Below are 17713 nucleotides of genomic sequence, written 5' to 3'. Positions count from 1 at the left end.
TGACCCGCTGGACGTGGTTTCTTAGCTCGATAACAGCGGCCCACTTTCAGTTCTTCGATGCTCATTGCTCGGCTCCTTGGCGTAACTGGGCGGCGAACTCAGCAGGAGTAGCTATACCGTTGTTGTCCATTTCCCTGAGATACAATTCCACACCCTGCGCCTTCAGTTCTGCCATGAAAGAATTGGTAGCCGGGATTTCCATATGGGATGCCAAAACCTCCAAAGCCAGCCCTGCAAACTCTTCTTTGGTGCCATCCTCGTAAGCAATCCCATCGACCGTGTGCAAATGACCATGGTTGTAACCAGCGGCGTAAACTTGTTCACATGCCGCAATAACACCTGATATTTCTGCTGCCATTGCGTGGAACTTGTTGTGAGCTAGTTTTATTGCATCATCGGCCTGTTTTAGTGACGCCATCGCTTTCTGGTTATCGGCGTTAGCTGAAGCCAATTGCTGAACCAGTTCTGAGTATGTTGGTTTCATTTCTTCAATTCTCCCCATTGCTCGATCAGTTGATCCCTGGCTAATTTTTCGCTGCCAACGTGGTAGCTTTTTCTGATGCCGTGATGATCAGCAGGGCATTTAACAGTGACGAATCTGATCGCCGATCCCGTTCCCCGCCACAGCCACTCAGCAGACATTCCGCACGAAGGGCACTTTAGATTTATGGCGTTAGTCATGCTGCTGCACTGTCCGCGGATTTATCATCAGCATCCGGCTGGTGGTCGTCTGGATCAGATGATGGCGCATTCTCATAGCGGAACTCTTGCAGAATGGATGCCATTTCGGCCTGTAATGCTGGTGGCACAGTGAACGTCATCCCGTCATCACGGTTGTCCTGGCAGGTCGACAGTAACTCGAGAAAACGTCTCGCCTTTCCTGCGTTGAATTGAGGTTTCGCAATGCTCTTGGTCACTTTCTTTTTCCCAGCTGCCTCAGCTTTTTTCATCAAACGAGAGGCTTCACGATCGGCATATACGCCGTGCTCGCGGGAAATACCGATCGCTATGGCGTAGTTCATAGAGCCAGCCCGGACCAGGCTTTTTATATACGGGGTGCATTCGTGAAGCTGTAAGTGCTGGAGAATGTCAGATTCAGAGCGTTTAACCTTCACAGCGATTTCAGAAGGACTCCACCCCTGATTCTGAAGACGGTGATAAGCGGCACCACGTTCGAGGGGAGTCAGCGCCAGCCCCTGCGAACTGGTGACCATGAATGCAATTTTATCGGCTTCGGAGCCTGTAAAATCTTTGCACTCAAGGCGAACAATCTCATGCCCCATCGCAACCGCAGCCAGCGCACCATGATAGCGGTGGTGACCATCTATCACCTTCACGCCCTGTTCGGTGACTTCGACGGCCAGTGGCGGGATGTATTCTCCGGCAATGAAAGCATCACGGAATTCGATCACATGCGCCTGGTTAAGCTCGCGAACGTTATAGCCGTCTTCGGCGTAAATCTTATCCAGAGGGACGTTGTAGGTTTTGCGGGTAGTTAACCCTGCATCTTTATCGTTATAGAGCTGGCCTAAGCTAGGCATGATGCCTCCTTCAAATAGTAGGGGAGTGCTTTGCTATGCGCCCACAGTGCAGGCGCATAAAACAACACACGAGGTGTTTAGGGTTAGATAGAGCCTTCGTAAATCGGCAGTTCTTCGCCGAGCTGGCTTTCCATATCAGTGACGATCTCCTGGAAAGCATGCTCAACAACTTTTTTCGGTTCGATCAGCTCGTACCAGAGAACTAACTGACCGTCGCGGAGGCGGTAGCGAATACGGGCATCGACCTGGTACGGCGCGCCGTTGTGGAAAGGTGAGATAGCCAGGCTGATTTTTTCAGGCATCTTGGTGTTACCTGAGCCAGATTTTTCATCGCTGAACTGGAACTGGCAGGTACCATCGGAAAGGCGCTTAACAGACTTAAACTCAGATTTGCGAGTTTCCTGGAACGCCAGCACCATTTCGAGCAACTCGGTACCAGACGGGCCAGCGTAACCTTCACCGACCGGCGCAACATTTTTGATGTTGTTCTCCAGAAATTCTGCGAAGTTAATCTGGTCCATTTTGCTGCCATCGTTAGCGGCCCACGCTTTCCAGTCATCGGAGAACGGGCAGTCGTAAACAGCTTTGTGCGCACCCCATGCCGCATTGTTTGCGTTCTGGTGAAAATCCAGCACTGCAACGATGCGAGTTTTCGTTTTATCGGCAAACACCACGGTTCGCTCGTCCCGGAAACGCTGGATATAAGCGATCAGTGAACCCGGAGAAATAAGACTGACGTTCTGACGGATGCGGGAAGGGGCAAGCTGAAGGTGTTCCAGAGAACTTACTTCGTAGCCTTCCGGCACAACAACGGACGGGATGTCGGTTTTGGTTAACAGCGTGGACGCCGCCAGATCACGAATTTCTTGTACGGCTGAGCCTTCAATTTGAGACATTGAATATTTCCTTTTTGCGGTTGGTGTTTAAGTCGGGGAATTACTGGGCCAGCTTAATTGGCGCTGGTTGAGCTGGCTGCTCAATAACTTTTAAATCGAGCTGAGTTTGAGCCGGGTCATCACGCAGAAGATCGCCATCAGCGGTAGAGAACATGATGGTATCGGCGCGGTCCAGCTCAGGAATATTGCGGGTTACCTTTGGCGTAACCTTCATGGTGTTTTCGTCGCGGGTGTTCAGCATCGAACAATTAAGCGTGAGCGTTACAGCTCCTTTCTTTCCGGTTTCACGGACGGCTTTAATTACTTCTGCCAGCGCGTCAGTTAATTCGGCATCGAGTGTGCCTTTATTAATGTAAGCAAGCTGCTGAGAGAATGGCGTAGTGTTTTTATTTTCAGACATAAACGACTCCAGGTTGTAGGTTTCGGATTGCGTACAGCCTGGGTGACAACTGGCCCACGCATCAGATCGCCTTTGGGTAAATAAACGTTACGTAAATCCATGGGTGATACCTTTGATAGGGTGTCCGTCAGGAGTTGAACCCGACTCGGGGAGGGAAGCCAGATCGATACCGAAAGCGGACACATAGAAGAAAAAGGGCGGCTACCCGTCAGAACATTGTCGCCTTCCTCCGGTTAGTTGGTTGAAGACCAGATAGCAGCCAAATTGGTTGGTTACGCGATGAATTCGATAGTATCTACGAGTGCATAGAAGTTCAGACAATAGCCCAGCGTTTCGCAGTACCCAAAGCCAGTCAATTCCGTATGTCCTTCGTGGTCAGGAGCTGCAAACTCGACGTCGTCAAGATCGGCCTCGTACACATGGCCCATCAGTGATGTGATGCGGACCTTCGGGCGAACTACACGAAGGTGGAAACGAGAACTTTCTTCCGCGCCAATTGCATCGATCGCGTCATAGCGCCACTGGTCAGCCGCCGCTTCAGCGTCGTCTGCGCTACGTGAATCATGGAAGGGGAAATATTTAACTTCGGTGTTACCGTTCAGAACTACCGCAAAGCATGCTGACATGATTTAAACCTCATTCATTAACGGCACATTGCCGAGATATTGTTGAAATACTTTGTAGTGCAGCGCCGGGTGCTTATCTTCCGGTTGCTGTCATGGCAGCTGCAATTCACCGCACTACAAAGTACTTCGCCACACTCTCGCAGTGGCCGCGCTCATGCCCTTGAGTCTCTGCCGCTCATCGCCGCTCATTACCGGTGCGCGTCTGGCGCTCGCGCTGCTTTACCGGCATGCCCTTTTCCTCGATTAACCCTAACCAGCGGTATGTCGCAGTTCGGACCTGCGTCTGGCTCTCTCATGGAGACTCGGGGCCGCATCACTACTGCGGCTCATACGAGCGGTCTATCCGCTTTACTGCTTCATTGGAATCACCCCTCTAAGTTGAATCAGCGCCAACTCTCTGCCAGTGTTGCCCGTTCTCACGCCGTTCTCGCTCCCGCGCGGGGATACTCTCTCACCGACCGGATCGCGCCCGGTGATACAGCACATTTTTGTGTTGGGGTCTAAACAGGTCATTGACGCTGTAAGTGTTCACATTGTTAAAGAGCGGCATAGGGCTTAATCAGCGAATCATCCCGATCTTCATACGCCTCGGGCGGCTACTTCGTGGGCGTCCTGCCTGCTCGCTTGCTTAGATAAAATCTAACTTAACTTAGTTTTGCGGTCAAGAAAAAACACCAAACTAAACTTAGATTGGTGTTAGAGGGGAATCATGGAAGGGTTAGATCTCGTATTGAACGCCTTTAACGACGCCAATGATGATGCAGTTACCGTTGATAGGTATATTTGGATAACGGGGATTAAGAGGTACTAAAAACTTTTGCGGCCCATCAATAACAAGCTTCTTAACGGTGGCTTCATTGGTCCCGTCAATACGAGCAACAACAATCTTGCCATGCAACGCCTCTGCATCAGGATCAACGATAACGGTTGAACCTTCTGGAATTGTCGGTAACCCATTCGGGTTAGTCATTGAGTCCCCTTTAACTTCCAAGGCAAAGGAGTTATCGCCAATTCTCAGGGATGTTTCCACCCATTTATCGGCATCAATGAATCTCTCTGTAGGTTTAGTCTCAGTGAAGCACCCAGCCTGAACCCAGGAAAGGACTGGTATTTTACGCATGTTTGTAATTAGCCTGCCTTCAAACTCAGTCCCATACAGTATGTAGTCCATGGACGTATTGAAGAACTTAGCCAGTTTTGACAAGGCCTCTCCGCTGGGCAGGTTCAAATCCTTTTCCCAGTAACCTACTGCAACATCGCTTACTCCACAGAACTTACCTAAATCTTTTTGAGAAGTTCTGGTGATTTTTCTTAACGATTTAATCCGCTGGCCAACAGTTTCCATTTTTCATCCCGAGACAATTCATTACTAAGTTATCTTAGTTTTTGTTGACCAAAGTTAGATTGGTGTTTAGTATCTAATAAAACTTAGCTTGGAGGGCGGCATGACAACCGACGACATTGAGAAGTATTTCGGCAGCGCAGAAAAGGTTGCTGCTTTTTTTAGCATCACAAGTGAAGCCGTATATCAATGGCGAAACAGACCTGGTCGGCTAATTCCCAAAGGTCGCGCTGCTGAAGCAGCTTATCGGACCGGAGGAAAATTAGTTTTTTGCCCTGCTCTTTACGAAAAGAGTAATCAATCAACGTTAAAAAAATAACCACAGAGTCAAGAGGTTAACCGTGGGTAACGAACCTGAGTGGAAAGTAGAACGCCAACCAGCATGGCTGGTGGCTGCTATCCGAAAAACCATTGCGGCATTGCCTGGTGGTTACGCCGAAGCGGCTGAAATCATTGATACAACACAGGATGCTCTCTTCAACCGTTTGCGTGCTGGTGGTGATCAAATCTTCCCTATGGGCTGGGCTATGGTGCTGCAAAAGGCTGCTGGCGTGAGCTATGTCGCTGATGCGTTTTCACGGCAGACAGATAACGGGATTCATATTCCCGGTGCTGCGCCTGATTCAGAGAACCAGGAGATCGGCTTAAAGCTCGCCGAGCTGGTGGGCCATTTGGGGGATTTGGTCAATGCCTATCGACACTATATCGACGATGGGGTGGTTGATAAAACCGAATGGGCCAGCCTGAACGACATAGCCTACGAGTTCAGGGTGACGCTCATGACATTTCTAAACCTGATTTCGCGTGTTTATTGCATTCCTGAACCGGATGACGACGCGAACTGAATAGGTAATTGCCCAATGCGCTAACCGCGCCGGAGGGCCAATGCACCACAACGAATTTAACTACATAGCCCTACCTGCGTCTTTTTCACGTGAGGACGGGCCATGGATACGAGAGAAGCTGGCAACACTGCCCGTAGGAGTACGGGAAAAAATCGCTTTAGCGTACTCGCAAGCGTGGCAAGAGGCGTTTGATACAGAACCGGTTTCATTCCGGAAAGATAACGCAGCCAGGCGAACGGCTAACCGCCGTTTACGTGAGTTTTGCACGAGGTATACCCCGGCAGTACAGGGATATACGTCGCTCCCACCAAGGGTTTGATTTTTTAGTCTTGGGTTTGGGGGAAAGGGGGCGGTGTTGGGTTTAGCCCGAAGGGCTGGAACAGCTTTACCAGAAGAAGCAGATCTAACAGATAGATCACTGCATGGGGTTAAAAACGTCGCTTGGAAATCCAGACGTTTAGCCATCCAAAGGAGTTGAAAGATGAACTGTTCAGACGTTAACGAAAAATGGGCTCCAGTGCCGGTAGCGCTTTACGCAAAAGCATACGAAGTGAGTTCACTGGGACGTGTACGCAGCATCCCACGTCTTGCCAATTCTGAATATTTTATTCGCCATATTCACGGCGGCTTCCTGAAAGGCCGCGAGCGCAAAGACGGAACCAAAACCGTTACGTTGTCAGTTCAGCGCCAGCGCACCAAATTTGTGATTGCCGACCTGGTCGCCATGGCGTTTGGGGAGGCATCAGCTAATGCTTAACATCCAACCCCGCGAAAAACAGATCGTTGCGTTGAATATGCTGCGCGGCGCTTGGAAGAAAAATAACTCATTCATGCTGTATGCCCCGGTTGGGTTTGGGAAAACGGCGATTGCTGCACTGATTGCTGACGGCTTTGTCAGTCGTCAGATGCGCGTAATGTTTGTGGCCCCGTATACCGTTCTGTTGGACCAGACAGCGGCGCGATTCATGGAATACGGCCTTCCTGGCGAAGAGATCAGTTACGTCTGGCGGGATCATCCGTCATACAACCCGACTGCGCTGATTCAGATTGCCAGCGCCGATACGCTTATTCGTCGGGAGTTCCCTGACAACATCGATTTGCTGATTGTCGACGAAGCCCACCTGAAACGTAAAAAGCTGCTGGAAGTCATCGACAATCTGACGCGCAACACCGCAACGAAAGTGATCGGTCTTTCCGGTACGCCGTTCGCGAAATTCCTGGGCAATTACTACCAGCGCCTCATCAAACCAACGACGATGAAAGAGCTGATCGCTATCGGGGCGCTGAGCAAGTATGAGTTTTATGCTCCCTCACACCCCGATCTGACTGGAGTCGAAACGTCATACGTCTCTGGTTATGGCAGCGACTACAAAGAAGGCCAGCTCAGCAAAGTCATGAGCGAAGCCAAGCTGGTTGGCGACATCGTTAAGAACTGGCTTGAGAACGGGGAAGACCGCCCAACGATCTGTTTCTGTGTTGATGTAGCCCATGCGAACTACGTCACGATGGAGTTTTCCCGCGCCGGGGTAACCGTTGAAGTCATGACGGCAAGCACACCCCATGAAGAACGCCAGTTGGTGATCCGACGATTCGAACAGGGCATTACCAAAATAATCGTGAATGTCGGTGTGCTGGTCGCCGGGTTCGACAGCGATGTTCGCTGCATCATCTTTGCCCGTCCGACCAAAAGTGAAATTCGCTGGATTCAGACGCTCGGTCGCGGCTTACGCGCTGCCCCTGGCAAAGAACACTGCCTCATCTTCGATCACAGCGGCACGGTCAACAAGCTGGGCTACCCCGACGATATTGAATATGACTGCCTCCCATCGTCATCTGACGGCATGGAAGAAGCTCCACGGCGTGTCGTAAAAGCTGATGAAGCGGAGAAGCTGCCGAAAGAATGCAGCCAGTGCCACTTCGTTAAACCAGCGGGTATTTATATCTGCCCTAAATGCGGATTTAAGCCGCTGGCCGGGGAAGATGTCGAAACGGACAAAACCCGCGGGCTGACAAAAGTCAGTAAAGCGGAAGTTAAGTACACCTCTGAGCAGAAGCAATCGTGGTGGTCACAAATTCTTTTCTATCAGCGCACCCGCGCAGCGCAGGGACGACCTGTTAGTGATGGCTGGTGTGCTCACACCTATAAGCAAAAATTCGGCGTATGGCCTCGGGGGTTACACCACACCCCACAGCAAACCACGCCTGAAGTATCGAATTTCATCAAATCAAAACTGATCGCATTTGCAAAACGCAAAGAGAACCAGGGAGAAGCGGCATGAACACCAGACTGAGCACCAAAGAAGCAGCAATAGGCCGCTGGGCAGAAATTTATAAACACTTTGGTCTTCCCGGCGTGACGGGAAAAAAACACTGGCCGAAAGAGTGCCCTGTATGCGGAAGAAAAGGGAAATTCCGCTGTGATGACAAGGATGGCACCGGGTCTTATATCTGCGTGTGTGGTTCTGGTGACGGCTGGGCGCTGCTGACGGCAAAAACCGGGAAGGAGTTCAGGGTTCTGGCGTCCGAGGTGGACGAGGTGATCGGCAACAAATACACCCCAGACCGCACCACCACAAACCCGGCGCGTACATCGCTGGCGCAGCAGCGCGAAAAGGTCAGTCGGAAATTTGCAAAACTCACCCCGTTACGCGGTACCGATGCTGAAGGCTATCTGAAAGGGAGAGGGATTAACTCTCTTCCGGTTGAGAGCATCAGATACTGCGACAAACAGCCCGTAGACGGGAAAAACCTCCAGGCCATTTATGCGCTGGCTACGGATGACAAAGGCGAGCTTTGCTACCTGCACCGCACTCTGCTTGACGGGGATAAAAAGGCCAAAATCGAAGGCTCAGCTAAAAAGATGATGAAGCTGCAGGAAGACAACTACCTCGAGTACGCCAAGTCCGTAGCAATCCGCTTGTTCCCTGTGGCCTCGACGCTGGGCATTGCCGAAGGCATCGAAACGGCACTGTCCTGCCATCAGATCACCAAGTGCAACACCTGGGCAACGATGAACACGGCTTTCATGAAAAAGTTCCGCGTACCTGCCGGGGTGAAGAATCTCATTATTTTTGCAGATGCCGACGCTAACGCTGCAGGTCATGCCGCTGCTTTTGAATGCGCAACTGCAAACCTCCACGCAAAAAACGATCTGGAGACTGTCTCCGTCCGCTGGCCAGCCCAGGGGGATTTCAACGACCTGCTGAACAATGGCTCCGAAGTCTACGAGTGGGTATTTCACAGAGGGATGAAGCAATGAAAAAGCCGGTAAAGGCGAAGGTGAAAACCTACAAACCGAAGGTATGCGCTCAGTGTGGGAAAACCTTCACGCCTACTCGTAACCTTCAGAAGGTGTGTGGTCCTCGTTGTGCCATTGATTACAACCGTGCGCAGAAGGCTAAAAAGGCTGCACAGGAGAGCAAAGCAAACCTGAAGATTCGCAAGAAGGCGCTTCAGCCTCGTGGGTACTTTGTCAGTAAAGCCCAAACGGCGTTTAACGCTTTCATCCGTGAACGAGACGAGGGGAAACCTTGCCCATCCTGCGGTAACTATCACCCACCAATGATCTATGGCGGTCAGTGGGATTGTGGGCACTTCCTGAGTGTTGGCTCGCGTCCGGAACTGCGTTTTGAAGAGAAGAACGCATACCGTCAGTGCAAGGCCTGTAACGGTGGCGCTGGTCGCTTTACCGCCAAAAACAAGACGGTACACGAACGCTACAGGGCGACGCTCATCGAGTGGTTTGGTCTCGAGCTGGTGGAATGGCTGGAAGGGCCGCACGAGGCGAAGCACTACTCACGAGAAGAACTTGAAGAGATAGCGGCTACTTACCGCCGTAAAACCCGCGAACTGAAAAAGCAGAGGGCCGCATGAGCTACGACCTTATCTATTGTGATCCACCCTGGGAATACGGGAACACCATCAGCAACGGCGCTGCCTGTAATCATTACGGAACCATGGGGATTGAGGAATTAAAACGTCTGCCAGTGTGGTCGCTGGCTGCTGAGAATGCGGTACTGGCCATGTGGTATACCGGCACCCATAACCGTGAAGCTGTGGCCCTCGCTGAGTCCTGGGGATTTAAAGTCCGAACGATGAAGGGATTTACCTGGGTGAAGCTGAACCAGCATGCCGCTAAACGTTTTGATAAGGCGCTGGCTGGTGGTGAGCTGGTGGACTTTAACGACCTGTTAGAAATGCTGGAAAGCGAAACCCGCATGAATGGCGGCAACCATACCCGAAGCAATACAGAAGATGTCCTTATTGCTACCAGAGGAACGGGCCTACAACGCGCCAGCGCATCGGTAAAACAGGTTGTACATACCTGCTTAGGCGAGCACAGCGCCAAGCCGTGGGAAGTACGGAACCGACTGGAGAAACTTTACGGCGAAGTGAAACGAATCGAATTATTTGCTCGGGAAGAGTGGAAAGGATGGGACCGCTGGGGAAACGAGTGCAACAACAGCGTCGAAATGATTTCAGGACAAATTAAACAGGTGAACCATGGGGAGTACGTTAAATGATTAATCCATCAGAAGTCGGGAAAAGCGGTGAAATGGTTCGCCTTCGGACGCTGGAAAGTATCTGGGTTCAAGGCAAGTTACGCATGTGGGGTCGTTGGTCGTACATCGGCGGTGGTTCTGGTGGGAACATGTTTAACCAGTTGCTGGTATCTGGTCAGTTCACAAAGACCGCAATCAACGAAGCGCTACGCCGTATGAAGAAAGCAGGTATCAGTAAACCCGAGCTGGAAGCATTCTTCAGGGAAATTCTTGAAGGGAAGAATAAAAGCGGCCTGGCCTTCTGCTCAGATGATGAAGGCTTAAAAATCGACGGTGTCATAGCTTCCGTTTTGATGAACGATGAATACGGTTCTCTCTATGGGGTGATCGTGGACCGACATCGCCTGCGTAAGAGCAAGCGCCAGATGGCCACTGAGTTACAGCAAAAACATCCTGAGTGGACCTTCATGACCTGCCGCCGTCGAATTGACACATGGGTTAGTCTTGCAGAATCGATGCTTTACGCACCACTTTGTGACGCGTTCGACACAAATAGCGGCAAGTTTTACTTGAAAAGTGAGCCAGCAAGTGCTTAAATTATGGTAGGCTCGGGACGGTAAAGCGAACTGAGCAACAGAACAAAACATAAACCCGCCATCAGTGCGGGTTTTTTCATTTAGAGGCTGCCTTCGGGTGGCCTTTTTTATATCCCCTCGCTTCTGAGAGGACTCACAGCAATATCAATGGGGGGATTATGTCTGATCCTGTTTCTGGCACCGGGTTAGCTGGTGGAGTTCTGACGGGAGCCAGCGTCTATGGAATGCTAACCGGCACCGATTACGGTGTGGTGTTTGGCGCGTTTGCTGGTGCTGTGTTCTATATAGCAACGGCTTCCGACCTGAGCTCACTCCGCCGGCTGGCGTATTTTGTCGTTTCTTACATCGCTGGAATTATTTGTTCCGGGCTGGTGGGGGCGAAGCTTGCAGCCTGGACGGGGTATAGCGATAAACCTCTGGATGCTATTGGTGCCGTAATCATTTCTGCATTAGCCGTCAAAATCCTGACGTTCCTGAACAATCAGGATGTCGGCTCGCTGGTGGCGCTGATAACGCGCCGGGGAGGTTCAGGTGGTACTAAATGATCCATCAGCGACCATCAACGCGCTGCTTTGCGCCGGGGTCGTGGTAACCCTGATGTTTTATCGCCGGGGTGATTCCCGTCACCGGCCATGGATTTCGCGTCTGGCATGGTTGCTCACTGTTATCTACAGCGCTGTACCGTTTGCCTACCTGTGCGGGATTTACCCGCATTCATCATTGGCAACCATCGGGGCAAACATCATTTTTCTTTCTGTGCTGGTTGCCGTCAGAGGCAACGTAGCGCGTCTTGTTGATCACCTGAGGCACTAATGACTAAAGACGATATTTTCAATGCCATCCTCGGGAAAGAGGGCGGCTACGTTAATCATCCGGACGACAAAGGCGGACCGACTAACTGGGGGATCACTCAGACAACGGCCCGCGCTCATGGTTATACCGGAGATATGCGCCAACTTACCCGGCAGCGGGCATTGGAAATTTACGAGGCTGATTACTGGCATGGCCCACGATTTGACCAGGTGTCAGTTGTTTCCCCTGCCATCGCAGCCGAACTCTGCGATACCGGCGTGAACATGGGGCCATCGGTCCAGGTTAAATGGTTCCAGCGCTGGCTGAACGCTTTCAATATTCAGCAGCAGTTATACCCAGACTTGCTGGCTGACGGGCAGATCGGCCCGCGCACCATCAGCGCACTAAAGTCATTCCTTGAACGCCGTGGAGCTGAGGGGGAGACAGTGCTTTTGCGCGCGCTGAACTGTAGTCAGGGGCAGCGTTATCTGGAATTAGCTGAACAGCGCCCGGCTAACGAGTCATTCGTGTATGGATGGGTGAAAGATCGGGTGACGCTATGACTCTTGAAATGTTTGTTGGTATGGCGGTGGCGGTGATAGCTGCTATCGCTGGCGCATTTGGCTTTGGTCATATTCGCGGTACCCGCAAGGCAGAAGCAAAGGCCGAACAGCAGCGCACCGAAGAACACGCCGCAGCGACTGGAGCAGTTGCTGAGCGCCGGGTTGAAGCAACCAAAGAGGCCAGCAATGTACAGCAGACTGTTAATCATCTTCCTGATGACGATGTTGATCGCGAGCTGCGGGAATCGTGGAAGCGTCCCGGTGGTCGTTGATACGGCGTGTGACTGGGTTAAGCCTATTTATCTTACCGACCACGATATTAGCGCCATGGATAAGCAAACGAAGCGCGATGTGCTGGCTCACAACAAATCGTGGAAGGCTAACTGCCAGAAGGTGAATTAATGCACCTGATTTTCATCCTACTGTCGATATGGCTCTGTCGACAACATGAGGAACGCTGCTGGCCTTCGGCCAGTTTCAATATCTCATTGCCGATGCTTTTAACCGAGCATCCGGCGCGCGGTAAAGGGCTGCGTTGAGATAAGAGCCTACCATTACAAAGCTCATCTACGGGTGGGCTTGATAATGGTATAATTCAGGCCTTCAACAACATTGGTGGGGGCAATATGCGCGTATGCACTTTAGTGAAAACAATTACCATATCCAACTCAATAGCTGGCGAACATAAGTTTGAGATTTACCAATCCGAAAATGAGTTCTATACGGATATATCAAAGAAAAACACCGATGGCTTTTGGGTTGTGATCAAGGATGAGTATGTATTAACTCGCGCTCTGGATGTCGATGATGCGGCTGAGTGTTGTATTAAGTATGTCGAAAACATTGAGGTCGACATGAAATCCTCACCAATTCTCTGAAACGTAAAAGCCACATATTCGCCGCCTTCGGGCGGTTTTTTACTGGAGCATTTATGCCGCCGCGCACACCAAAAGCTTGCCGTGTTCGCGGCTGCCGTTCCACTACTACAAGCCCATCAGGTTACTGTGAATCCCACAAAGGCGAAGGATGGAAAGGCTACAAATCAGGACAATCGAGGCATCAGCGCGGATATGGGACGAAGTGGGATGCTATACGCGCTCGCATACTGAAGCGCGACAAAGCCCTATGCCAGAACCATCTTCGTCAGGGGGTTGTAAAGCAGGCTTCCTGTGTGGACCACATTAAGGCTAAGGCTCATGGCGGCACTGATGATGACAGCAACCTTGAAAGCCTGTGCTGGTCGTGTCACGCCGCTAAGACCGCGCGTGAGCGGCTCAAGTGAGAATCAATGTCACCATCGCTCAGGGGAGGGGGAGGTCAAATCTCTGCGACCGCGCGCCTTCCGGACTGCCCGCCTCCTCGAATTTTTTTACCCGCGAAAAATCAAATTTAACCAGGAGTATCGCTTATGGCTGGAACGGCGGGGCGTTCCGGGCGTCGGCCTAAGCCAACGGCGCGCAAGGAGCTGGCTGGAAACCCCGGCAAGCGAGCCCTGAATAAAGATGAACCGGTATTCACGCCGATTAAAGGTGTGGAGCCACCAGAATGGTTTTCCGATGTAGACGATGGCTTGCCGCTGGCAACGATTATGTGGGAACTGACTACAAAGGAGTTATGCGGCCAGGGACTTTTATGCGTTACCGATCTGGCTGTACTGGAACGCTGGTGTGTCGCATATGAATTCTGGCGAAGGGCTGTGAAAAATATCGCCGTTGAAGGTCTTTCAGTTACCGGGGCCATGGGCGGTAAAATCAAGAACCCCGAACTCACCGCCAAAAAAGAGCAGGAATCAGAGATGAGTTCTACCGGTTCAATGCTTGGCCTTGACCCAAGCAGCCGTCAGAGGCTCGTTGGTTTGGCCGGAAAGAAACAAGCCTCTAACCCATTCCTTAAGATGATTAGCTCATGAGCCGGAAATCGTACCCCAACGTTAATGCCGCGAATCAGTACGCCCGTAACGTAGTGCGGGGAAAGATTCCGGCATGTCAGTTTGTCATTCAGGCGTGCCAGCGTCACATCGATGATATGGCCGCAGAGAAAAGTAAGAAATTCCGCTACCGCTTTGATAAGGATGCAGCGGAGAAGGCCGCAAAGTTTATTCAATTGCTGCCGCACACAAAGGGAGAGTGGGCGTTCAAAAGAATGCCGATAACCCTGGAGCCGTGGCAACTTTTTATCGTGTGCAGTGCTTTTGGCTGGGTACAGAAGGGAACGAAGCTTCGCCGTTTTCGGGAGGTCTATACCGAGATTCCCCGTAAGAACGGCAAATCTGCGATTTCAGCTGGTGTGGCGCTGTACTGTTTCACCTGTGATAACGAGTTCGGTGCTGAGGTTTACTCTGGCGCGACAACGGAAAAGCAGGCGTGGGAAGTATTCCGTCCAGCTCGCCTGATGTGCAAGCGTACGCCGCTGCTGGTGGAAGCGTTCGGCATTGAGGTAAACGCATCAAATCTTAACCGCCCGGAAGATGGTGCCCGCTTTGAGCCGCTGATCGGCAATCCCGGCGACGGTGCTTCACCGCATTGTGCGATTGTCGACGAATATCACGAACACCCTACAGATTCGCTTTACACCACTATGCTGACGGGGATGGGAGCGCGTCGACAACCGCTGATGTGGGCGATCACCACAGCCGGTTACAACATCGAAGGACCGTGCTACGACAAACGACGTGAAGTGATTGAAATGCTGAATGGCACGGTACCGAACGACGAGTTGTTTGGCGTGATCTATACGGTTGATGAGGGTGACGACTGGACTGATCCAAAGGTGCTTGAGAAAGCCAACCCGAATATGGGGGTCTCAGTCTACCGCGACTTTCTGTTGAGCCAGCAACAGCGTGCTATCAATAATGCTCGCCAGGCTGGCGTGTTCAAAACTAAGCATCTCAACATATGGGTTGCTGCTCGGGCCGCATTCTTCAACCTGGTTTCCTGGCAGAACTGTGAAGACAAGACGCTTACCCTCGAACAATTCGAAGGCCAGCCATGCATTCTGGCGTTTGACCTGGCGCGCAAGCTGGATATGAACAGTATGGCGCGGTTGTTCACCAGGGAGATCGACGGTAAGACACATTACTACAGTGTTGCACCTCGCTTCTGGGTGCCTTATGACACGGTTTTCAGTGTTGAAAAAAACGAAGACCGTCGCACGGCTGAACGTTTCCAGAAGTGGGTTGAAATGGGCTTGCTCACTGTGACTGACGGGGCAGAAGTCGATTACCGATACATCCTCGAAGAGGCAAAAGCGGCAAACAAACTGAACCCAGTCACTGAATCACCGATTGACCCATTTGGCGCAACTGGCCTTTCCCATGAACTGGCTGATGAGGGGTTGAACCCTGTCACTATCATCCAGAACTACACCAATATGTCTGATCCGATGAAGGAGCTAGAGGCCGCTATTGAGTCAGGCCGCTTCCATCACGACGGCAACCCGATTATGAGTTGGTGCATCAGCAACGTCGTCGGTAAATACCTACCGGGCAATGACGATGTGGTGAAGCCAATCAAGGAGCAGAATGAAAACAAAATCGATGGCGCAGTAGCAGAAATCATGGCGATTGGACGGGCAATGCTGAAAGAGCCTGGCGATTTCCTCTCATCCCTTGATCCGGACGACGATCTCTTAATTCTATGAAATCACTTATTACCGATGTTATCGGGCTGGCCGGTTTTGGTCTGCTCACGTCCGGGGTTTACCTGCATTTTGGTCTGGCCCCGGCGCTCATGTTCTCGGGCGGCCTGATGTTGCTGGGTGCCCTGGCGATAGCCAGAAGGGGGAAGCGTGCTGCTTGATGCCTTATTCAGAAGCGAATCACTGGAGAACCCGGCCACACCAATAACAGGGGAAGCCGTCGACACCGATGGACTGTTCAGCGCTGATGTATACGTAAGCCCTGAAACAGCCATGAAACTGGCAGCGGTATACGCCTGTATTTATGTCCTGTCCTCAAACCTTGCCCAGATGCCGCTGCACGTCATGCGAAAACACAACGGCAAAGTTGAACCTGCCCGGGATCATCCTGCCTTTTACCTGGTACATGATGAACCAAATACCTGGCAAACCAGCTACAAATGGCGAGAGCTGAAACAGCGTCACATTCTTGGCTGGGGTAACGGGTACACCTGGGTTAAACGCAGTCGTCGTGGTGAGGTCATCGGGCTTGACTGTTGTATGCCCTGGGAAACCACACTGATTAATACTGGCGGCCGATACACCTACGGTCTGTATAACGAAGAGGGGGCATTTGCCATAAGCCCTGAGGACATGATTCACATTCGTGCTCTGGGGAATAACCAGAAAATGGGCCTCAGCCCAGTTATGCAACACGCTGAAACCATCGGCATGGGTATGAGCGGGCAGAAGTACACGGAAAGCTTCTTCAGCGGCAATGCTCGCCCTGCTGGGATCGTGTCCGTTAAAAGCGCGCTCAATAAAGATAGCTGGGGCTGGCTTAAAGAACAGTGGCAGAAGGCGTCGCAGGCGTTACGCAGCCAGGAAAACAAAACCATGCTGCTTCCTGCTGACCTGGACTATAAGGCGCTGACAGTTTCTCCGATCGATGCGCAGATTATCGATATGTCAAAGCTCAACCGTTCCATGATTGCCGGAATTTTTAACGTACCGGCGCACATGATTAACGATCTCGAAAAAGCCACCTTCAGCAACATTACTCAGCAGGCTATTCAGTTTGTTCGTTATTCAATGATGCCCTGGGTGACGAACTGGGAGCAGGAGCTTAATCGACGCCTGTTTACCCGCGCCGAGCTGGCTGCCGGGTATTACGTCCGCTTTAACCTTACTGGCCTGTTGCGTGGCACACCGCAGGAGCGTGCGCAGTTCTATCACTTCGCCATTACTGACGGCTGGATGAGCCGCAACGAAGCACGCGCTTTCGAGGATATGAACCCTGTCGATGGCCTGGATGAAATGCTGGTCAGCGTCAACGCTGCTAACCCGGCCAATGATTTCAAAACAACCAAAACCGAAGAGGATAAAACCGATGAGTGATCGCGAGACTCGCTGTTACAGCGGTGAAGTCCGTGCCGAGCAGCAGGGCGAGCAGCCCACGCGAATTATCGGTTACGGCTCGGTGTTTAACAGTCGCTCAGAACCCCTCTGGGGATTCCGCGAAATTATCAAACCAGGCGCTTTCGATGACGTGCTTGGCGACGATATCCGTGGGTTATTTAACCATGACCCGAACTTTATTCTCGGACGCAGTGCCTCCGGCACGTTGAGCGTTAGCGTAGATGAAAAAGGTCTTCGCTATGATATTTCGGCTCCAGATACTCAGACTATCCGCGATCTGGTCCTGGCTCCGATGATGCGCGGTGACATCAATCAGTCGTCGTTTGCATTCCGGATCGCCCATGACGGTGAGAACTGGTATCAGGACGACGAAGGTATTGTTATTCGCGAAATTAATCGTTTTTCACGCCTCTTTGACGTTAGTCCGGTGACCTATCCGGCCTACCAGGAGGCTGATTCTGGCATCCGATCCATGAAAGCCTGGCAGGAAGCGCGCGACAGCGGCGCGCTGGCGCAAGCCATTAATCAACGAATGGCGCGCGAGCGCCTGCTGACTCTTCTTAACGCGTAAGGAAA

Annotated in this window: 25 protein-coding genes; 19 read left to right on the top strand and 6 right to left on the bottom strand. The window is 51.7% G+C overall.

Features of this window, described 5'->3' with window-relative positions; translation table 11 throughout:
• Positions 1 to 61: 61 nt before the first annotated feature.
• The 6 genes from HII27_RS25375 to HII27_RS25350 all read right to left on the bottom strand — a co-directional run bounded on the left by HII27_RS25375 (position 62) and on the right by HII27_RS25350 (position 4808).
• Positions 62 to 484, bottom strand: coding sequence for a hypothetical protein (locus HII27_RS25375; RefSeq protein WP_185670068.1), 423 nt, complete (start codon positions 482 to 484; stop codon positions 62 to 64).
• Positions 485 to 677: 193 nt separating this feature from the next.
• The gene (locus HII27_RS25370; RefSeq protein ID WP_185670067.1) at positions 678 to 1541 is read right to left on the bottom strand and encodes a ParB/RepB/Spo0J family partition protein; all 864 of its coding nucleotides are present in this window, start codon (positions 1539 to 1541) and stop codon (positions 678 to 680) included.
• 83 nt (positions 1542 to 1624) lie between these two features.
• Positions 1625 to 2437 carry a YfdQ family protein gene (locus tag HII27_RS25365; protein WP_185670066.1) on the bottom strand — a complete coding sequence of 271 codons (813 nt, stop codon included), beginning with the start codon at positions 2435 to 2437 and terminating at the stop codon, positions 1625 to 1627.
• 40 nt (positions 2438 to 2477) lie between these two features.
• Complete coding sequence (locus HII27_RS25360; RefSeq protein ID WP_185670065.1) at positions 2478 to 2837, bottom strand: hypothetical protein; 360 nt, start codon at positions 2835 to 2837, stop codon at positions 2478 to 2480.
• A gap of 272 nt (positions 2838 to 3109) precedes the next feature.
• Positions 3110 to 3463, bottom strand: a complete 354-nt coding sequence (locus HII27_RS25355; RefSeq protein WP_185670064.1) for a hypothetical protein — start codon at positions 3461 to 3463, stop codon at positions 3110 to 3112.
• A gap of 718 nt (positions 3464 to 4181) precedes the next feature.
• Positions 4182 to 4808 carry a LexA family protein gene (locus HII27_RS25350; RefSeq protein WP_185670063.1) on the bottom strand — a complete coding sequence of 209 codons (627 nt, stop codon included), beginning with the start codon at positions 4806 to 4808 and terminating at the stop codon, positions 4182 to 4184.
• Positions 4809 to 4908: 100 nt separating this feature from the next.
• Between HII27_RS25350 and HII27_RS25345 the strand changes: the two genes are divergently transcribed.
• The 19 genes from HII27_RS25345 to HII27_RS25255 all read left to right on the top strand — a co-directional run bounded on the left by HII27_RS25345 (position 4909) and on the right by HII27_RS25255 (position 17708).
• Positions 4909 to 5124, top strand: a complete 216-nt coding sequence (locus HII27_RS25345; RefSeq protein WP_185670062.1) for a Cro/CI family transcriptional regulator — start codon at positions 4909 to 4911, stop codon at positions 5122 to 5124.
• 22 nt (positions 5125 to 5146) lie between these two features.
• Entirely contained in the window at positions 5147 to 5650 is a 504-nt protein-coding gene (locus HII27_RS25340) for a YmfL family putative regulatory protein (RefSeq protein ID WP_185670061.1), read from the top strand.
• Between the two features lie 481 nt (positions 5651 to 6131).
• Positions 6132 to 6407, top strand: a complete 276-nt coding sequence (locus HII27_RS25335) for an NUMOD4 domain-containing protein (protein WP_185670060.1) — start codon at positions 6132 to 6134, stop codon at positions 6405 to 6407.
• Entirely contained in the window at positions 6400 to 7929 is a 1530-nt protein-coding gene (locus HII27_RS25330; protein ID WP_185670059.1) for a DEAD/DEAH box helicase, read from the top strand. Before HII27_RS25335 ends, HII27_RS25330 begins: the two co-directional genes overlap by 8 nt.
• 8 nt (positions 7930 to 7937) lie before the next feature.
• On the top strand, positions 7938 to 8909 hold the full coding sequence (locus tag HII27_RS25325) for a DUF7146 domain-containing protein (protein ID WP_185670070.1): 972 nt from the start codon (positions 7938 to 7940) through the stop codon (positions 8907 to 8909).
• A complete protein-coding gene (locus HII27_RS25320; protein WP_185670058.1) occupies positions 8906 to 9523 on the top strand; it encodes a recombination protein NinG in 618 nt (205 codons plus the stop codon). The genes HII27_RS25325 and HII27_RS25320 overlap by 4 nt, the downstream gene beginning before the upstream one ends.
• A complete protein-coding gene (locus HII27_RS25315; protein WP_185670057.1) occupies positions 9520 to 10173 on the top strand; it encodes an MT-A70 family methyltransferase in 654 nt (217 codons plus the stop codon). The genes HII27_RS25320 and HII27_RS25315 overlap by 4 nt, the downstream gene beginning before the upstream one ends.
• Positions 10170 to 10748, top strand: coding sequence for a DUF1133 family protein (locus HII27_RS25310; RefSeq protein ID WP_185670056.1), 579 nt, complete (start codon positions 10170 to 10172; stop codon positions 10746 to 10748). Before HII27_RS25315 ends, HII27_RS25310 begins: the two co-directional genes overlap by 4 nt.
• Before the next feature lie 158 nt (positions 10749 to 10906).
• Positions 10907 to 11293: a phage holin family protein gene (locus HII27_RS25305; RefSeq protein ID WP_185670055.1), complete on the top strand. Its 387-nt coding sequence runs from the start codon at positions 10907 to 10909 to the stop codon at positions 11291 to 11293.
• Positions 11280 to 11561 carry a phage holin family protein gene (locus HII27_RS25300; RefSeq protein WP_185670054.1) on the top strand — a complete coding sequence of 94 codons (282 nt, stop codon included), beginning with the start codon at positions 11280 to 11282 and terminating at the stop codon, positions 11559 to 11561. Before HII27_RS25305 ends, HII27_RS25300 begins: the two co-directional genes overlap by 14 nt.
• The gene (locus tag HII27_RS25295; RefSeq protein WP_185670053.1) at positions 11561 to 12103 is read left to right on the top strand and encodes a glycoside hydrolase family 108 protein; all 543 of its coding nucleotides are present in this window, start codon (positions 11561 to 11563) and stop codon (positions 12101 to 12103) included. The genes HII27_RS25300 and HII27_RS25295 overlap by 1 nt, the downstream gene beginning before the upstream one ends.
• Entirely contained in the window at positions 12100 to 12375 is a 276-nt protein-coding gene (locus HII27_RS25290; RefSeq protein ID WP_185670052.1) for a hypothetical protein, read from the top strand. The genes HII27_RS25295 and HII27_RS25290 overlap by 4 nt, the downstream gene beginning before the upstream one ends.
• On the top strand, positions 12326 to 12505 hold the full coding sequence (locus tag HII27_RS25285) for a hypothetical protein (RefSeq protein ID WP_185670051.1): 180 nt from the start codon (positions 12326 to 12328) through the stop codon (positions 12503 to 12505). The genes HII27_RS25290 and HII27_RS25285 overlap by 50 nt, the downstream gene beginning before the upstream one ends.
• Positions 12506 to 13034: 529 nt before the next feature.
• The gene (locus HII27_RS25280; protein ID WP_185670050.1) at positions 13035 to 13385 is read left to right on the top strand and encodes an HNH endonuclease; all 351 of its coding nucleotides are present in this window, start codon (positions 13035 to 13037) and stop codon (positions 13383 to 13385) included.
• 126 nt (positions 13386 to 13511) lie between these two features.
• On the top strand, positions 13512 to 14012 hold the full coding sequence (locus tag HII27_RS25275) for a phage terminase small subunit P27 family (protein WP_074477539.1): 501 nt from the start codon (positions 13512 to 13514) through the stop codon (positions 14010 to 14012).
• Entirely contained in the window at positions 14009 to 15742 is a 1734-nt protein-coding gene (locus HII27_RS25270; protein ID WP_185670049.1) for a terminase large subunit, read from the top strand. Before HII27_RS25275 ends, HII27_RS25270 begins: the two co-directional genes overlap by 4 nt.
• Positions 15739 to 15900: a hypothetical protein gene (locus HII27_RS25265; RefSeq protein WP_182411081.1), complete on the top strand. Its 162-nt coding sequence runs from the start codon at positions 15739 to 15741 to the stop codon at positions 15898 to 15900. The genes HII27_RS25270 and HII27_RS25265 overlap by 4 nt, the downstream gene beginning before the upstream one ends.
• Complete coding sequence (locus HII27_RS25260; protein ID WP_185670048.1) at positions 15890 to 17116, top strand: phage portal protein; 1227 nt, start codon at positions 15890 to 15892, stop codon at positions 17114 to 17116. The genes HII27_RS25265 and HII27_RS25260 overlap by 11 nt, the downstream gene beginning before the upstream one ends.
• Positions 17109 to 17708, top strand: coding sequence for an HK97 family phage prohead protease (locus tag HII27_RS25255; RefSeq protein WP_185670047.1), 600 nt, complete (start codon positions 17109 to 17111; stop codon positions 17706 to 17708). The genes HII27_RS25260 and HII27_RS25255 overlap by 8 nt, the downstream gene beginning before the upstream one ends.
• The last annotated feature ends 5 nt before the right edge of the window (positions 17709 to 17713 follow it).

The sequence above is a fragment of the Kluyvera sichuanensis genome (assembly GCF_014218705.1).
GTDB lineage: Bacteria > Pseudomonadota > Gammaproteobacteria > Enterobacterales > Enterobacteriaceae > Kluyvera > Kluyvera sichuanensis.
This window is presented reverse-complemented; position numbering and strand designations above follow the sequence as displayed.

What these genes read in the sequence shown, in the direction of transcription:
- HII27_RS25365 (WP_185670066.1), bottom strand. Translation starts at nt 2,437, where the DNA reads ATGTCTCAAATTGAAGGCTCAGCCGTACAAGAAATTCGTGATCTGGCG.
- HII27_RS25270 (WP_185670049.1), top strand. Translation starts at nt 14,009, where the DNA reads ATGAGCCGGAAATCGTACCCCAACGTTAATGCCGCGAATCAGTACGCC.
- HII27_RS25320 (WP_185670058.1), top strand. Translation starts at nt 8,906, where the DNA reads ATGAAAAAGCCGGTAAAGGCGAAGGTGAAAACCTACAAACCGAAGGTA.
- HII27_RS25355 (WP_185670064.1), bottom strand. Translation starts at nt 3,463, where the DNA reads ATGTCAGCATGCTTTGCGGTAGTTCTGAACGGTAACACCGAAGTTAAA.
- HII27_RS25330 (WP_185670059.1), top strand. Translation starts at nt 6,400, where the DNA reads ATGCTTAACATCCAACCCCGCGAAAAACAGATCGTTGCGTTGAATATG.
- HII27_RS25285 (WP_185670051.1), top strand. Translation starts at nt 12,326, where the DNA reads ATGTTGATCGCGAGCTGCGGGAATCGTGGAAGCGTCCCGGTGGTCGTT.
- HII27_RS25370 (WP_185670067.1), bottom strand. Translation starts at nt 1,541, where the DNA reads ATGCCTAGCTTAGGCCAGCTCTATAACGATAAAGATGCAGGGTTAACT.
- HII27_RS25290 (WP_185670052.1), top strand. Translation starts at nt 12,100, where the DNA reads ATGACTCTTGAAATGTTTGTTGGTATGGCGGTGGCGGTGATAGCTGCT.
- HII27_RS25315 (WP_185670057.1), top strand. Translation starts at nt 9,520, where the DNA reads ATGAGCTACGACCTTATCTATTGTGATCCACCCTGGGAATACGGGAAC.
- HII27_RS25350 (WP_185670063.1), bottom strand. Translation starts at nt 4,808, where the DNA reads ATGGAAACTGTTGGCCAGCGGATTAAATCGTTAAGAAAAATCACCAGA.
- HII27_RS25265 (WP_182411081.1), top strand. Translation starts at nt 15,739, where the DNA reads ATGAAATCACTTATTACCGATGTTATCGGGCTGGCCGGTTTTGGTCTG.
- HII27_RS25375 (WP_185670068.1), bottom strand. Translation starts at nt 484, where the DNA reads ATGAAACCAACATACTCAGAACTGGTTCAGCAATTGGCTTCAGCTAAC.
- HII27_RS25255 (WP_185670047.1), top strand. Translation starts at nt 17,109, where the DNA reads ATGAGTGATCGCGAGACTCGCTGTTACAGCGGTGAAGTCCGTGCCGAG.
- HII27_RS25275 (WP_074477539.1), top strand. Translation starts at nt 13,512, where the DNA reads ATGGCTGGAACGGCGGGGCGTTCCGGGCGTCGGCCTAAGCCAACGGCG.
- HII27_RS25310 (WP_185670056.1), top strand. Translation starts at nt 10,170, where the DNA reads ATGATTAATCCATCAGAAGTCGGGAAAAGCGGTGAAATGGTTCGCCTT.
- HII27_RS25345 (WP_185670062.1), top strand. Translation starts at nt 4,909, where the DNA reads ATGACAACCGACGACATTGAGAAGTATTTCGGCAGCGCAGAAAAGGTT.
- HII27_RS25335 (WP_185670060.1), top strand. Translation starts at nt 6,132, where the DNA reads ATGAACTGTTCAGACGTTAACGAAAAATGGGCTCCAGTGCCGGTAGCG.
- HII27_RS25295 (WP_185670053.1), top strand. Translation starts at nt 11,561, where the DNA reads ATGACTAAAGACGATATTTTCAATGCCATCCTCGGGAAAGAGGGCGGC.
- HII27_RS25360 (WP_185670065.1), bottom strand. Translation starts at nt 2,837, where the DNA reads ATGTCTGAAAATAAAAACACTACGCCATTCTCTCAGCAGCTTGCTTAC.
- HII27_RS25280 (WP_185670050.1), top strand. Translation starts at nt 13,035, where the DNA reads ATGCCGCCGCGCACACCAAAAGCTTGCCGTGTTCGCGGCTGCCGTTCC.
- HII27_RS25305 (WP_185670055.1), top strand. Translation starts at nt 10,907, where the DNA reads ATGTCTGATCCTGTTTCTGGCACCGGGTTAGCTGGTGGAGTTCTGACG.